Origin of the sequence: Pontibacter anaerobius, from assembly GCF_026241195.1 — a bacterium.
Taxonomy (GTDB): domain Bacteria; phylum Bacteroidota; class Bacteroidia; order Cytophagales; family Hymenobacteraceae; genus Pontibacter; species Pontibacter anaerobius.
The window spans coordinates 373,076-387,215 of record NZ_JAPFQO010000001.1 but is presented as its reverse complement, the minus strand read 5'-3'; the positions used below and the strand labels follow the sequence as shown (position 1 = coordinate 387,215).

13 protein-coding genes are annotated in these 14,140 nt (G+C 51.3%); 8 read left to right on the top strand and 5 right to left on the bottom strand.

What is annotated here, in order from left to right:
- Window positions 1-118 precede the first annotated feature (118 nt).
- Window positions 119-1,822, bottom strand: coding sequence for a DNA polymerase/3'-5' exonuclease PolX (polX, locus tag OO017_RS01835; protein WP_266050724.1), 1,704 nt, complete (start codon window positions 1,820-1,822; stop codon window positions 119-121).
- Between the two features lie 207 nt (window positions 1,823-2,029).
- On the opposite strand from polX, the gene OO017_RS01830 reads away from it, so the two are divergent.
- From OO017_RS01830 to OO017_RS01805, 6 genes are all read left to right on the top strand, one after another.
- The gene (locus OO017_RS01830; protein ID WP_266050723.1) at window positions 2,030-2,422 is read left to right on the top strand and encodes a hypothetical protein; all 393 of its coding nucleotides are present in this window, start codon (window positions 2,030-2,032) and stop codon (window positions 2,420-2,422) included.
- 42 nt (window positions 2,423-2,464) lie between these two features.
- A complete protein-coding gene (locus OO017_RS01825; RefSeq protein WP_266050722.1) occupies window positions 2,465-2,869 on the top strand; it encodes a hypothetical protein in 405 nt (134 codons plus the stop codon).
- A 262-nt stretch (window positions 2,870-3,131) separates the two neighbouring features.
- Window positions 3,132-3,542, top strand: coding sequence for an EVE domain-containing protein (locus OO017_RS01820; RefSeq protein WP_266050721.1), 411 nt, complete (start codon window positions 3,132-3,134; stop codon window positions 3,540-3,542).
- 108 nt (window positions 3,543-3,650) lie between these two features.
- Window positions 3,651-5,141 (top strand): hypothetical protein, encoded by a 1,491-nt coding sequence (locus tag OO017_RS01815; RefSeq protein ID WP_266050720.1) that lies wholly within the window; start codon window positions 3,651-3,653, stop codon window positions 5,139-5,141.
- Between the two features lie 178 nt (window positions 5,142-5,319).
- Window positions 5,320-5,868 (top strand): bifunctional pyr operon transcriptional regulator/uracil phosphoribosyltransferase PyrR, encoded by a 549-nt coding sequence (gene pyrR, locus OO017_RS01810; protein WP_266050719.1) that lies wholly within the window; start codon window positions 5,320-5,322, stop codon window positions 5,866-5,868.
- Between the two features lie 12 nt (window positions 5,869-5,880).
- A complete protein-coding gene (locus OO017_RS01805) occupies window positions 5,881-6,804 on the top strand; it encodes an aspartate carbamoyltransferase catalytic subunit (protein ID WP_266050718.1) in 924 nt (307 codons plus the stop codon).
- Window positions 6,805-7,007: 203 nt separating this feature from the next.
- Here OO017_RS01805 and OO017_RS19885 read toward each other — a convergent pair whose 3' ends face one another.
- The 4 genes from OO017_RS19885 to OO017_RS01775 form a co-directional block, all read right to left on the bottom strand.
- On the bottom strand, window positions 7,008-8,468 hold the full coding sequence (locus OO017_RS19885) for an OmpA family protein (protein WP_304608397.1): 1,461 nt from the start codon (window positions 8,466-8,468) through the stop codon (window positions 7,008-7,010).
- Between the two features lie 385 nt (window positions 8,469-8,853).
- Window positions 8,854-10,149, bottom strand: a complete 1,296-nt coding sequence (locus tag OO017_RS01785) for an aminopeptidase P N-terminal domain-containing protein (protein ID WP_266050717.1) — start codon at window positions 10,147-10,149, stop codon at window positions 8,854-8,856.
- Between the two features lie 359 nt (window positions 10,150-10,508).
- Window positions 10,509-11,063 carry a hypothetical protein gene (locus OO017_RS01780; protein ID WP_266050716.1) on the bottom strand — a complete coding sequence of 185 codons (555 nt, stop codon included), beginning with the start codon at window positions 11,061-11,063 and terminating at the stop codon, window positions 10,509-10,511.
- A gap of 11 nt (window positions 11,064-11,074) precedes the next feature.
- Window positions 11,075-12,079, bottom strand: a complete 1,005-nt coding sequence (locus OO017_RS01775; protein ID WP_266050715.1) for a glycosyltransferase family 9 protein — start codon at window positions 12,077-12,079, stop codon at window positions 11,075-11,077.
- A 165-nt stretch (window positions 12,080-12,244) separates the two neighbouring features.
- On the opposite strand from OO017_RS01775, the gene OO017_RS01770 reads away from it, so the two are divergent.
- Window positions 12,245-13,030: a hypothetical protein gene (locus OO017_RS01770; protein ID WP_266050714.1), complete on the top strand. Its 786-nt coding sequence runs from the start codon at window positions 12,245-12,247 to the stop codon at window positions 13,028-13,030.
- Between the two features lie 76 nt (window positions 13,031-13,106).
- The gene (locus OO017_RS01765) at window positions 13,107-13,547 is read left to right on the top strand and encodes a hypothetical protein (protein WP_266050713.1); all 441 of its coding nucleotides are present in this window, start codon (window positions 13,107-13,109) and stop codon (window positions 13,545-13,547) included.
- Window positions 13,548-14,140: the final 593 nt, after the last annotated feature.

The following is a 14,140-nucleotide window of genomic DNA, read 5'->3' as shown; positions in this document are numbered from 1 at the left end:
TATAATTGGTTACCCACCCCTACCCCTCCCAAGAGGGGAATTATACTTACTAAAAAGTCACCCTTTGAAGGGGCGGGGAGATTACTATATTTTGCGAAACTTTATATGAGTGCGATGCTTACTTTATCTTCTCCTTCCGCTCTTTAAAGTACTTCTCCACTTCCTCCAGCGGCTTGGCGTTGAAGGTCATTTCCTTGGTTAGGCCGCCTTTTCTGCCAACCAGCACACCGTACTTCATGTCGTCGTAGCCGCTGGTGTGGTGGGCGTCGGGGTTTATACTTAGCATCACACCCTTCTCCAAAGCATACTGCACGTGGCGCCAATCTAAGTCTAAACGCCACGGGTTGGAGTTAATCTCGATGATGACATTATTTGCGGCGCAGGCGTCGATCACCATTTTATGGTTGATCGGGTAGCCCTCGCGGCGCAGCAGCAGTCGACCAGTCGGGTGGCCCAACATGGTGGTGTAAGGGTTTTCAATGGCCGTGATCAGGCGCGTGGTGGCCTTTTTCTCGTCCATGTTCAGGCTGCTGTGGATGCTGGCCACAATAAAGTCAAAGGTTTTCAGTATATCCGCATCATAATCCAGTGAGCCATCGCCCAGAATATCAGACTCAATGCCTTTAAAGATCCTGAACGGAGCCAGTTTTTTATTCAGCTCGTCGATCTCCTTTTGCTGGCGCAGTACATCGCCCTCGCGCAAACCACCAGCGTACGAGGCGGTTTTACTATGGTCGGAGATGCCCAAATACTCGTAGCCCATCTCTCGGCAGTGGGTAGCCATCTGCTCCAAGGTATGCGCGCCATCAGAGTAGGTACTGTGGTTGTGCAGAATGCCTTTCAGGTCGGACAGTTCTAGCAGCTTGGGCAGTTTGTTTTGCAGCGCCAGTTCCAGCTCGTTCGTGCCCTCGCGCAATTCCGGCTCAATATAAGCCATGCCTGCCGACTTGTAAATATCCGCCTCCGAAGTATAGCCTTGCTCGCGCACTACCGTCAACAGGTTCGTGCTGCTTGTAAAATACTGCGCCAGGTGCTCAGGGGCAGAAGAGTGCAGCAGCATTTCGTTGGCAAAGCGCTCCGTTGGCACCAGCCTCACCTCCACCGGCATGCCGCTTTCAGTAAGCGAGCCACGCCAGGCAAAAGGTCCGGAGGCTTTTTCGTCTTCCTGCAGTGCGGCCATACCTTGCAAAGCCTCATGGGCCTGCACCGGGACATCGGTGGCAAGTATAAACTGCAGTGTAGTGATGATTTCCATGCGACGGCGCATCTCCCCCACCAACTCCACCTGCGCATCCGGCACGGCAGATTTTATACTTTGCAGCAGCTCATCGGCCATCAGATCGGCCTCGGCAAACAATAATTTTCCACGGTTTTGCTGGGTAAAGAGCAGTGCTTGCTTAATGTTCTCCTGGGTCTTGGCCCCGAAGCCTTTCAGCTTGCTTACTTTATCCTGCTCGCAGGCCTCCAGCAGCTCCTCCACAGTTTCAGCGCCCAGCTCCTTCCAGAGGTTACGCACTTTCTTCGGGCCGATGCCTTTTATGCGCAGCATCTCCACCACACCGTTCGGGGTTACCTGCAGCATCTGGTCCAGCTCGTCGAAGGAGCCTTTCTCGTTCATCTCCACGATCTTGGCGGCAATGCCCTTGCCAACGCCCTGTATACTTTCCAGCTGCGCCTGCGTCATGGTTTCCAGCGGTTCCTCCACCAGTTCCAGCGCCCCCACCGCATTGGTGTACGAGCGTATCTTGAACGGATTTTCGTCGTGCAGCTCCATGAGCTCGGCCGCCAGCTTAAACTGTTTTATGATCTTCTTGTTTTCCAAAGCCTGAGTCTTGTCTGTGTGTTACAAAGATAGGAAAAGCGGCCAAACCTTTGGCTTGCCAGCCAACCTCTCCCGCCCTCCTTCTACTTTATTTCGTAATAATCCTTTATTACTGCCGTTATCATCCCAGGGCCACAATAGTTGTATGCTTATACTTACATATACCACCCTTATTCCCTATCTTAGCACTAAACCCGATTTATACTTATGAGATATATTTCCGTGCTTTGCCTGCTGTGCCTGCTTTTTATGGCGGCTACCTGCAAGAAAAACGACAAAGTGGCCGCGCAGCTGGCCGGTAAAATATGGCTGCACTCGTTTGAGGAAGACGAAGAAGGACTATGGGTATACCGCCCCAACACCTTTGATTTTCCGCCGTCGCGTGGGCGCACCGGATTTAGCCTGGAGCCCGGCGGTGTGTTTAAAAGATACGAGATAGCCCCTACCGACGGCCTGCAGGAAGAAACCGGAGAATGGGAGCAGTTGGAGAAAGACCTGGTGCAGATCAGGATGGCACAAGGCAGCCCTCCGCCCAATGAGTATAAGATCCAGATCGTGCAGCTGGGCAAGGAGCAGCTTAAAGTAAAGAGAATAGAATAATACCAAACGTTATCTGTACTTTATAAGTATATGAGTTACACCATGCTGAACTACGAAAAGCTATCGAAATCGACCCGGACCAGAACGGCCATGTTGCTGCTTCTGCTGTTTATGGTGCTCGCGGTAGCCGATCTGTTCATCAGCTTTTTCGGGGGTTTGGTGCTAGGGGTGCTGCTGGTGCAGTTCGAGATGGAGGCTCAGCGGTTTTTCAGGCACTCGGCAAGCTACAGCAAAAGAATTGCAGGACTCATAAAAGCTTACACAGACCTAAGTCCGGAGCGCAAGATTCAGCTGAAAGCAGGCTTACAGGTGCTTGTTTTTATACTTATACTTGCCCGCGTGCTGGATACTTTCTGGGGCGGCCTCATCAGCGGCATGCTGCTGGCCCTGCTCTCCGACGACCTTATCCATTACCAGCGCAGGAGGCAGAAAATCAAGAAGAACTAGTTTTACTCCTACTTCATACTTTTAGCCGGGCATGAGTACATTTGAGAACCTATCTGCAGCAATTAGAAGAAAAATCTGTGCCCTCCTATTCTTACTTGTTGTTTCACTGCACTTAGCTGGAGTTGCTTCCTCTCCAATCATGTTTTTACTTTACGGCTTGCTGGCTGGCACTGCCTTCGTTCAGCTAAAGCTACATATTGTAAAAAACGAAAGAGCTAACATCCAATCATCCTAAATCATACTTTATAATTCACCTTTACACATGCAACACTGGTTAGTAAAATCAGAACCTGAAACATATTCCTGGGCCGATCTGGTAAAAGACGGCCGCACTATGTGGGATGGCGTGCGCAACTATCAGGCCCGCAACAACATGCAGCAAATGCAGCCCGGCGACCTGGTGCTGTTCTACCACAGCGTCTCAGAGAAAGCAATCGTGGGCATCGCCAAGGTAGACAAAGCCGCCTACCCAGACCCCACCGCCAAAGATGACAAAGGCAAATGGGTGGTGGTAGACCTGGTGCCTTTCCGCGATTTTAAGGAGCCCGTAACACTGGAGCAGATTAAAAAGGATGAGCGCTTGCAGGACATCGCACTGCTGCGCCAGTCGCGGCTCTCTGTGATGCCGCTAAAACCCGAGGAGTTTGACGTATTGCTGGCGCTGGGCAACTAAACCATAAATAACAGGGCTAAAGCAACGAATAGCAGCTATTTGCAGTAAAATGCAGTAGCTGCTATTTTATACAATTCCGTCACCGGATAGCACTTACCCCCTGACACTATGCTATACATGCGCTACCTGCTTACCCTGCTGTTTTCGCTTGTACTGGTGCCGCTGCTGGCACAGGAGCCCCCTGCGCAGCCTATACGCCTGGAGCTGCCCTTTACCACGGAAGATGTGGAGGCAGAGGTAATCGCCCTGCCCGACAGTAGCCTGCTGGTGTACCACAAAACCAGCAATACCTGGGAAACCGAGGCCACGTTCCATTTCACCAAGTATAACAGCCGTCTGGAGGAAGTATGGACAGACACAGCCGCCCTGGCGCCCGACAGCGATTATATCCGCTACTACACAACCGGCCCCTATACTTACCTGTGTTTCAGTGGCGATAACCTACGCGATTATACTTTTGTGCGCCTGCACCATAAAACCGGCAAAACCTGGCATAAGCAATTTACCATAGAGCCCCTGGAGGCCATTTACGAGTACAAGGTACTGCAGGATAAATACTTCATTATTGGGCGCAACCGTAAAGACCGTAAGCCGCTGCTGCTGCACCTTAACCCGGATTCTGGGGAGGTTACGCCGCTACCTTCCGTTTATGGCGAGGAGTCTACTTTCTCGGACCTGCTGGCCGACCATGAGCAGAACCGCGTGGATGCCGTTATCACCGAATCCAACGGCCGCGTATCCAGGCTGCAGGTAAAGAGCTTCGATGCGAATGGCAAACTACTCAACAACTACTTTATACTTCAGCGGGAGAACGTGAACCTGCTGAACGCTGAAATCACCCCCGGCGATACTACCGAGAAGATGTTACTAGGCACGTACAGCACACGCGACTTACGCTTTGCCCAGGGCTTTTACGCCACCCCGCTGGCCTCGCGCGTAGTGGAAGGCAACTTTTACAGTGTGCTGCAACTCAAGAACTTCCTGAAGTACATGAAACCGAACCGCGAAGCACGCACCCGCCGCCGTGAGGAGAAACGCCTGCAGACCGGCCGCAACTCCGGCTTTAACTACCGCCTACTCCTCCACGACCTCATCGTTACCCCCACCGGGTACATTCTGGCAGCCGAGGCCTACTATCCGCAATACAGCAGCCCCCGCAGCAGCAACTTAGGCTTAACCCCGCAGGCTCTCACGCTTTACAGACTGGCAGATGAATACAAGCGCAGCCACGCCGTGGCCCTCGGCTTCGACAAAAACGGAATTCTCCTCTGGGACAATGCCTTTCCGCTGACCGGCGTTACCAGCAGCGAGCTGAGGCACACGGTGGAGGTGCAGCACCTGGCAGACGGGCGCGTGGTGATGGCTTACCCCGAAAACAGCAAGATCGTCTACCAATTGATGAACGATGACCTTTACAACGACGAGAAAACAGAGCTGGAGCTGATGCCTTACGAGGAAAACGAGAAAATCCAGAGCACCGAGTATCCCGGCATTATCCGGTGGTACGGCAACAGTATGGCCGCTTTCGGTTTCCAGCGTATCCGAAATAAAGAGAGCGGCACCCGGCAGGTGTTTTACATCAATAAGATCACGTTTTAGGGAGGCTGGTTATCCGGATCAGCATGTTCAGGATGATGGGTTGGGAAAAATGAGTACGTTTCCTACCTTCATACATTCTGAATTCACTCATCCAAAATCCTCCCCCCCCTAACTCTTTATCGCTCTAACTTTCTAACTCCCCCAATCCTTTCTATATTTGCGTTTAATTCTTCCGGCTATGCAGAAAAGACTCATCGTAAACCATCAACTGCTCGAAATCATGGTGATGCGCCTGTGCCACCAGCTCATCGAGAACCATGGCGACTTTTCTGACTCTGTGATCCTGGGCCTGCAGCCGCGCGGTAAGTATGTGGCGCAGCGTATTCAGCGCACCTTGCAAGGCATACTGGGTAAGCAAGTACCAACCGGCCTCCTCGACACCACCTTTCACCGCGACGATTTCCGACGCCGCGACACTCCGATTGCCGCCAATGCCACTAAAATCGATTTTCTGGTGGAAGGCAAAAAAGTGATCCTGGTGGATGACGTGCTGTACACGGGCCGCTCCGTGCGCGCCGCCCTGGATGCCATGATTGCCTATGGCCGCCCGGCAAGCGTGGAGTTGCTGGTGCTGATAGACCGCCTCTACACACGCCACCTGCCCATACAACCTACTTACGTGGGCCGGCAGGTAAACTCGCTGCTAAGCCAACGGGTGCTGGTAGAGTGGAAGGAACAGCAGGCCGAAGGAGATGCCATCTGGCTAATTACCAAAACCGACGAATAAACTTACTCATACATGCAAGAGCTCAGCGTCAGGCACCTGTTAGGTATCAAAGACATCACCCCCCAGGACATCCAGCTCATTTTTGAGACTGCCGATAATTTTAAGGATGTACTGAACAGGCCGATCAAGAAAGTGCCTTCGCTGCGAGACATCACCATCGCCAACGTTTTTTTCGAGAACTCCACGCGCACACGCCTCTCCTTTGAGCTGGCCGAAAAGCGCCTCTCTGCCGACGTGATCAACTTCAGCAGCAGCGGCAGTTCCGTAAAGAAAGGCGAAACCCTGCTGGACACGGTGAACAACATCCTGGCCATGAAAGTGGACATGATCGTGATGCGCCACTCCAGCCCCGGCGCCCCGCACTTCCTGAGCAAGTACATACCGGCCAATATCGTGAACGCCGGCGACGGCACCCACGAACACCCAACGCAGGCCCTGCTTGATTCTTTCTCTATCAGAGAGCGTTTAGGCGAGGTAGCCGGTAAAAAGGTAGTGATCATCGGGGATATCCTGCACTCGCGGGTAGCGCTTTCCAACATTTTTGCCCTACAGAAGCAGGGAGCCGAGGTGATGGTGTGCGGCCCGATCACGCTGCTGCCAAAGTATATCAAAGAGCTGGGCGTAAAGGTGGAGACAGATGTGCGCAAGGCCCTGGCCTGGTGCGATGTGGCCAACGTGCTGCGCATCCAGCTGGAGCGCCAGCAAATGAAGTATTTCCCGTCGCTGCGCGAGTACACGCTATACTATGGCATCGACAAGAAAATGCTGGATAGCCTGAACAAAGAGATCGTGCTGATGCACCCGGGCCCTATAAACCGTGGCGTGGAACTTAGCTCCGATGCCGCAGACTCGCATCACTCCATCATACTGAATCAAGTTGAAAATGGCGTAGCCATACGTATGGCGGTGCTGTACCTGCTTGCTCAGAGAGGTTAATCCTAAAGTATAAACCAGCATTAAAGTATAAACCCCGCTCTTGCTACAAGGGCGGCGCTTTATACTTCAATCTGAAAGTATAAAGCGCCGCAGTAAACAAAAAGTATAGCTGTGGCTAAAGTGTTGGCTTATACTTGAAGTATAAAAACAGAAAGCGCCGCCGGCATATGCCGGCGGCGCTTTCTGTTTTTATTTAACTCCCGTTATTCCATGTCTAACTGCATGTCCGGAGTATTCATCTCAAAGCCTACCCTTCTGTTCTGAGCACGCTCTTTCTCAGTTCTGCGACGTGACAGGCGCTCGTTCACTTTTACAAGTGGCTGCGTTTCGCCATAGCCTTTCGTCACGAGTCTGTCTGGGTTCTGCACACCTTGCTGGATCAGGTACTCCTTCACAGCCTCTGCTCTACGCTCAGACAGTGCCTGGTTGTACTCTTCAGAACCGATGTAGTCAGCGTGGCCTTTGATCAGCAGTACGTGGTCTGGGTATTTCTGCAGCGCCACGGTAATGCTATCCAACAGCTGCTTATAGCTATCCTGAACTCTGGCTCTGTCGAACTCGAAGCGTACTTTCTCTTCGATCAGTTTCATCGTAGCCTCATCCAGTTCTGGGCAACCCTTGGTTTCCATTGTACCTGCTGAGTTAGGGCAAGCATCCTCGTTATCCGGAACACCGTCACCGTCAGAGTCCACTGGACAGCCATCCGGGCCAACCTGCACACCGGCAGGCGTATCCGGGCAGTTGTCGCTGGCATCTGCTACGCCGTCGCTGTCAGAGTCTGGGCAACCGTTTGTAGCGGCAGTACCAGCCTCATCAGGGCACTGGTCGTCTTTGTCGGCAACACCGTCGCCGTCTCTGTCAGGGCAACCGTTCAGGTTAGCAACGCCAGCCTCGCCAGGGCACTCATCCTGGTAGTCAGCCACACCGTCTCCGTCTGTGTCAACAGGGCAACCGTTTTTGTCAACCTGCACACCGGTTGGGGTGTCTGGGCAGTCATCTCTTCTGTCCGGCACACCGTCAGCGTCTGTGTCTTTGGCTTTGCCCAGGTTAAAACCCAGACCAACGTTATGCATCAGAAAACGGTCGTTTTCACCTACATCGTAGCCATCAATCTTATCCTGGCCGATGATCATGTAGTTTGTCTCTACGAAAGCACTAACGGCATCGGAGAAACGGAAGCGGATACCACCGCCGCCTCTAAGGGCTGTGGTAAAAAACTTATCGTCTTCCTGCATGGTACCATCGCTGCGCATGGCATCGGTCTTGGCCCAGGCGCCGCCACCTCCAACCTGCAGGTAAGGGCCGATAAAGGCGTCTTCTTTTAAAATATTGCCGTACATTTTAAGGCGCAGGTTCAGCAGGACTGTACCCATCTGCGCATCGAAGTTGCCACCCGGGCCATCATCTTCCACGCTACCATAGGTCAGGTGCAAGCCGCCATCAAAAGAAGGGCTGATGTAGCGGTTTAGCCCGAGGCCACCACCCCACTCTATCTTGCTGAACTCGTCCTCACCGTCCAGGTCACCTTTGTATTGTAAGGCACTGCCGTATATCTGCAGGTTTGTTTTTTGATCAGAGCTTTGCGCAAAAACTTCGGGGCCTGCTATGAGCAGGAACACGAGTGCGAAAGCAAGTCTCTTAATTTTCGATAAATGTGTTTGCATGATTCTACAAAGTATATGTTGATATGACAATACGTGCATGTTTCAAAACGAGTTTATTCTGTGCCTAAAAAAATAACCCGTCGCAGGTAACCTGAACGGCTTCCCGACATGCTTCTTCATAAAAAGATAATGTTCGCCCATAGGCACTATCTGGTATAGGTTGAACATAAACGCCTGTGTGCCACCCTTTAAATTGCACACGTTTTAGCAACTACAGTTTGGGCGGTATACACTTATTACTTCAAACTGAAACAACCGTGCAAGGTTGTATACTTGAAAATATTTTGATGCAAGCGCCCGATTTTTAGAGTAAGCACAACAAAAAAGGCTGTCGGCAAAAACCGGCAGCCTTTTTTGTATCTAACCTTGCTAGGGTTATGCAACTTTATGTCGTTTTCTGCATCAGCCGCTCAATATCATCGGCTTCCAGCGGAATAGCCTGCATCAGGTCTTTCGGCCCATTATGGGTGATCAGGATATCATTTTCCAGGCGTATGCCAATGCCTTCCTCCCGGATGTAGATGCCGGGCTCGCAAGTGAACACCATACCTGCCTCAAACGGCCTGTACTTATTGCCTACATCATGCACATCCAGCCCAAGGTGGTGTGACGTGCCATGCATAAAGTACTTTTTGTACAGCGGTTTGTCAGAGTCCTGGTTGCGCACATCGTTCTCATTCAGCAGGCCTAGTTTAATCAGCTCGTTCTCCATAAGAGTGCCCACAAACTTATGGTACTGGCCCAGGGTATTGCCGGGCACCAGAATTTGTATAGCCGTTTTCATCACGGTCAGCACCGAGTCGTATACTTCGCGCTGGCGCTTGGTGAATTTACCGTTTACCGGCACGGTGCGGGTCATGTCGGCGGCATAGTTGGCGTACTCGGCCCCGAAGTCCATCAGCACCAGGTCGCCGTCTTTGCACTCGCGGCTATTGTCGGTGTAGTGCAGGATGCAGGCGTTGGCACCGGATGCAATAATAGGCTCGTAGGCCGGCCCCTTGGAGCGGTTTCGCAGAAACTCGTGGTACAGCTCCGCCTCAATTTCATACTCCATCACGCCCGGCTTGATAAAGCCCAGCAGCCTTCGGAAAGCCTTATCGGTGATGTCGCAGGCCTGCTGCAGCAGTTCCACCTCCCGCTCCGACTTAATGGCCCGAAGTTGGTGCATGATGGGGGCACTACGCTCATACTTGTGCAGCGGGAACTGCTCTTTTATCTTCTTGATAAAGCGGGCATCGCGGGTCTCCACCTCCACCACGGCGCGCAGGTGCTCGTTGGTGTTCAGGTACAGGCGCTCGGCCTCGAAGGCCAGCAGGTGCAGCACCTGCTCAAACTGGTGCGTCCAGTAAACAGTGTGGATGCCCGATACCTCTCGTGCCTGCTCTTTTGTGAGTTTGTAGCCCTCCCAGGTTAAAATATGATCGTTGGTTTCGCGCACAAACAATATCTCCTGCATGCGCTCATCTTTGCAGTCCGGGAAGAGCAAAAGTATACTTTCCTCCTGGTCCACCCCGGTTAGATAAAAGATGTCGCTGTTTTGCTTGAATGCCATGGTGCCGTCGGCGTTGGTGGGCATTACATCGTTGGAGTGGAAGATGGCGATGGACGCGGGTTTGAGCTGCTTACAGAAGCTGTGGCGGTGGTTTATGAAAAGTTCCTGCCCGATTGGCTCGTATTTCATATAGTCTTATTTTGTGTAGGCTGTATAGTTTATACTTCTAATATAGTATAAAACTGTAGGTGGGGCAAGTGTAGTGTATGGGGGCTAAAGTCTACATCAAAATAAAGTCGCAAAGACTAACACCGGCAGGAAAAGTAAAATCAAGCTAAGTGTGCTAAATCTATAGAGGTTAGCTGCTTCTCTATACTTTGATTTTAGGATAAGCCAGACTGATGAATTGAGTAGGATCAGCAAGGGGTAGTAAAAGATCACAAATAAAATAGCTTTATCATTTCCACTCCATGAGGATAAAATCATCCATCCTATCAAGAACAGGTTTACGCTTAAAGCAATTACAGCATGTAATCTACCTCTCATGTTTATTTCAGTTTCTTCTGGTCTACTCCTACCCAAATTCCTATACTTATACCCAACCCCACCAATGTTTGCCAACAGATGAAGAATAGACCAGGATCTTCTATGAACCCCGCTGAAGAATTTATACCAGGCAAGTATAGTTCAACAAACCGAGCAACAAATGGAGCTATGGCCCCTAAAACCGCTGTTATTGCCAGACCAGCCTTAAAACTCCTCATGTTAAAGAATAAACTATTGACCAAAAACATGAGCGCCCCCGACATTGCTGAACTAATAACCATTCCTGCCTGCGCCCCCTTTAACATTTGTGTAAGTCCGACTCCAGCTAATACCGAAACTAAAAACACAGGCAAGGTTAGCATCAGCCCTAATCCAATAGCTTTTAATTTATTTACCCTTACTTGATCGAGATTGGCCAGTACAATAACTAATGTAAATAAGAAGGGACTGATGAGTGGTACTTGATCTTGGTTATTTACTCGAAAAGCAATTGCTGTCAGTAAAAAGCAGGCTACTGTAGTTAAAAGTACTCTTTTTATATCGGCAGTTACTCCCACTCCCAAACCCTCTAACTCCCAACCTCTCTCACCCGCAACACCTCCAGCAGCTGCTCATTCCTGATTTCGCGGGCGCACTTAAAATGTCCTTCGGGGCATGCTTTGTAGCCGTGCAGGCCGCAGGGGCGGCAGTAGAGCGGCTCCTCGCGCTCCACCACCTCGGCAAAATCGGCCAGCGGGCCAAAGCCGAAGCGCGGTACCGTGGAGCAGTAGATGGCGCAGGTGGGGGCATTCAGGGCGGAGGCCAGGTGCATCGGGCCGGAGTCATTCACGTAGTTGAGCACCGCATCGCGCATCAGGGCCGCCGACTGCAGCAGGTTCAGCTGTCCGCACAGGTTCTCCACGCGCTGGTTTATACTTTGGATGATGATCTCGTCGCAGTGCTGCTTGTCGGCCGGTGAGCCCAGCAGGTATACTTTATACTTGGGGTCGAGGCTGTTGAGGAGCTGTACCCATTGCTCCTGCGGGTACTGCTTGGTAAACCACACCGAGGTTGGCGCCATGCAGATAAACGGCTCCGGCTTCAGGTGCTCTACCTTGGCAAAATCAACCTGGCTTGGGTATAATTTTGGTTTCGCAGGTATGGCGTTGGTTATACTTTGGATGAGCATGTTGTTGCGCTCCACCTCGTGCGTGCCGGATTTCACATCGTGCACGTAACGGCGGGTAAAGAGCCTTGAAAATGGATTCTTCTCAAAGCCTACAGTCTCTTTGGCACCTGAAAAAGCTGTGAGAAAGCCGGTGGCCCCGAAGCGCTGCACGTTCACCACCAGGTCATACTTCTCGGCGCGGATCTGCGAGAGCAGCCCCATCAGGCTTTTATACTTGTCTTCCTGCTTGTTCCAGATCAGTACCCGGCGCAGCAGCGGGTGGTCCTTCAGCAGTCCCTCGTTGCCTTTGCGCAGCAGGAAATCAAGCTGCGCCTCCGGGTAATAGGTATGCAGCTTCTCCACCAGCGCCGTCGCCAGAACCACATCGCCCAGAAAAGCCGTTTGTATGATCAGTATTTTCTTCATGCTACAGACAAAGCTACACCAAACCGGCCTTACTTAAAAATACAATACTCCGAAGCCGCTTCTAACTCATTAATCTGAATATTTCACTAAATCTATCGTCAGCTTCTTGTGAATGCAGCGGGCTTTGGTTAAGTTGGCAGACTTTGCAGTGCTGAATATCATTTTATGAATACACCCTTTACCGCTCCCCCTCTTTTTAAAAGTATAAAACAGCTTACTTTACTGCTGGCCCTGCCCCTGCTGCTGGCTGGTTGCGGCACCTCTGCCTACATGCCTAACGTACCCAACGTGCCCATGTTTACCCAGAAAGGGGAACTGAGTGCTGGTGGCCACGTTACGCCCAAAGGCAACATTACGTTTAACACCGCCTATGCCGTGTCGGATCACTTTGGCGTGCTGCTGAACGGTTCCATGCTGAGCACCGAGCGCCGCAAGCGCGATATGCGCCACAACCTGCTGGAGGCGGCCGGCGGGTACTTCACCACGTTCGGTCCTGAAGACAACCGCATACTGGAGATTTACGGCGGCTTTGGCGGCGGCAGCTCCGAGCGCACCGAGAAAGAGGAGGACAAGGAAACAGGCGAGATGAGCTATGAGCGCCACGAAGCCAATTTCAATAAGTATTTCTTACAGGTTAACTTCACCTCCAAACGCAAAAAATCGCTACGGCTGTTTAGCAAGGAGTTTCCGTTAAACTATGGCACCGCCCTCCGCGCCAGTTACCTCAACATGCACGATTACACGGTAAACAACGTGCCGGGCGAGGAAGAGGACAATATTTTCCTGGAGCCGATCTTTTACACCCGCCTTACCCTGAACCCGTCGGTACAGCTGCAGTACACCAGCGGCACCACCATCGGCCTGAAAAACCGGGACACCCTGACAGCGGCTTACTCTGTTTTTGCAGTGGGTTTTGTGATTAATGTGGGCGGAAGGGAGAAAAAGCAGTAAATCAGGACGCGTTTGCAACCATAGCCATGGCTGAGGGGTCAGTAAGGTAGACCCAATAATTGATACGCTCTGCCTTATGAAGAACCTATACTTGCCGCTGCTTTTCCTGATTTTCCTTACCCTGACCGGATGCGAAAAAGAAGATGGATGTTTCAATCCTGAAGGTGAACTATCCGGCACATGGGAGTTAAAAACAACTACAAACGGTTGGACCGGAACAATAGAGCATCCCGCGGGGAATGGCAATCTTATCAAGTTTACAGGCAACACCTATGAGCGCACCAGGGATGGCCAGAAAGAGGTGGGAAAGTATAAACTGGAAGAGGGCGTTTCGATGCTGACGAATTCTCCAGTCACATTCATCTTCTTTTACCAGGACGAAGCCGAGCTACACCAAAACGATTCTCTACGGTTGTATATTGAAACTGATGGCAACACTCTGACCATTGCTATGGATGCTTACGATGCCGGCGCGCTTATCTACCGCAGAATCTCCTCAGATACTGATAACAGGTAAACCTTTCACTTTTCTCTTGCTATAACGGCATATTCAGCGAGCAGCGGCGCAGTTACACTCGCTGTTCCGGACATCTTAATTCTACTAACTTATTGCTGGCGCGAGTTTGCAACTTGTGCCTTTTAATGGTGTCGAGTTTATAACTAGACTGGCTCGTAGAGCCACACGTAGTAGCTGCTTTTATACTTATGTCATACTTCTATAGCCGATGCTTCCTGTAATCGGAAATAAGATATCTTTACTAGTCTCTGCTGATCCGCAGTCTTAAATACCTATCGTTTCAACTCTAGCTTTGGCTCGCTCAAGCCCGCGAGGGCTCGTCCTTTGGCATCGCGCTGTCTATATTTCCTTTGCTGTCGCAATGCCTCGCTGTCGCTCGTCACCAGAAATCTAGAAGGCGCTCAACCCAAGGACTGGGATCAGGTTCGATAGCCTTAGCTGATGCAACTTCTACCAAGTCCCCCTTCGAAGGGGGTTGGGGGATGGCCCTGATCAGCCCAAGCAGCTAAGTTTATACTTATAAACCACCCTGGCATAGCTAATCCTCCCTGCCCTGTTTTTAGGGTAGGGATTTATACTTTGTCGCTGCAATA

Coding starts and splice junctions, on each gene's coding strand:
- OO017_RS01830 (WP_266050723.1), top strand. CDS start 2,030: ATGAGATATATTTCCGTGCTTTGCCTGCTGTGCCTGCTTTTTATGGCG.
- OO017_RS01825 (WP_266050722.1), top strand. CDS start 2,465: ATGCTGAACTACGAAAAGCTATCGAAATCGACCCGGACCAGAACGGCC.
- OO017_RS01820 (WP_266050721.1), top strand. CDS start 3,132: ATGCAACACTGGTTAGTAAAATCAGAACCTGAAACATATTCCTGGGCC.
- OO017_RS01815 (WP_266050720.1), top strand. CDS start 3,651: ATGCTATACATGCGCTACCTGCTTACCCTGCTGTTTTCGCTTGTACTG.
- pyrR (WP_266050719.1), top strand. CDS start 5,320: ATGCAGAAAAGACTCATCGTAAACCATCAACTGCTCGAAATCATGGTG.
- OO017_RS01805 (WP_266050718.1), top strand. CDS start 5,881: ATGCAAGAGCTCAGCGTCAGGCACCTGTTAGGTATCAAAGACATCACC.
- OO017_RS19885 (WP_304608397.1), bottom strand. CDS start 8,468: ATGCAAACACATTTATCGAAAATTAAGAGACTTGCTTTCGCACTCGTG.
- OO017_RS01785 (WP_266050717.1), bottom strand. CDS start 10,149: ATGAAATACGAGCCAATCGGGCAGGAACTTTTCATAAACCACCGCCAC.
- OO017_RS01775 (WP_266050715.1), bottom strand. CDS start 12,079: ATGAAGAAAATACTGATCATACAAACGGCTTTTCTGGGCGATGTGGTT.
- OO017_RS01770 (WP_266050714.1), top strand. CDS start 12,245: ATGAATACACCCTTTACCGCTCCCCCTCTTTTTAAAAGTATAAAACAG.
- OO017_RS01765 (WP_266050713.1), top strand. CDS start 13,107: ATGAAGAACCTATACTTGCCGCTGCTTTTCCTGATTTTCCTTACCCTG.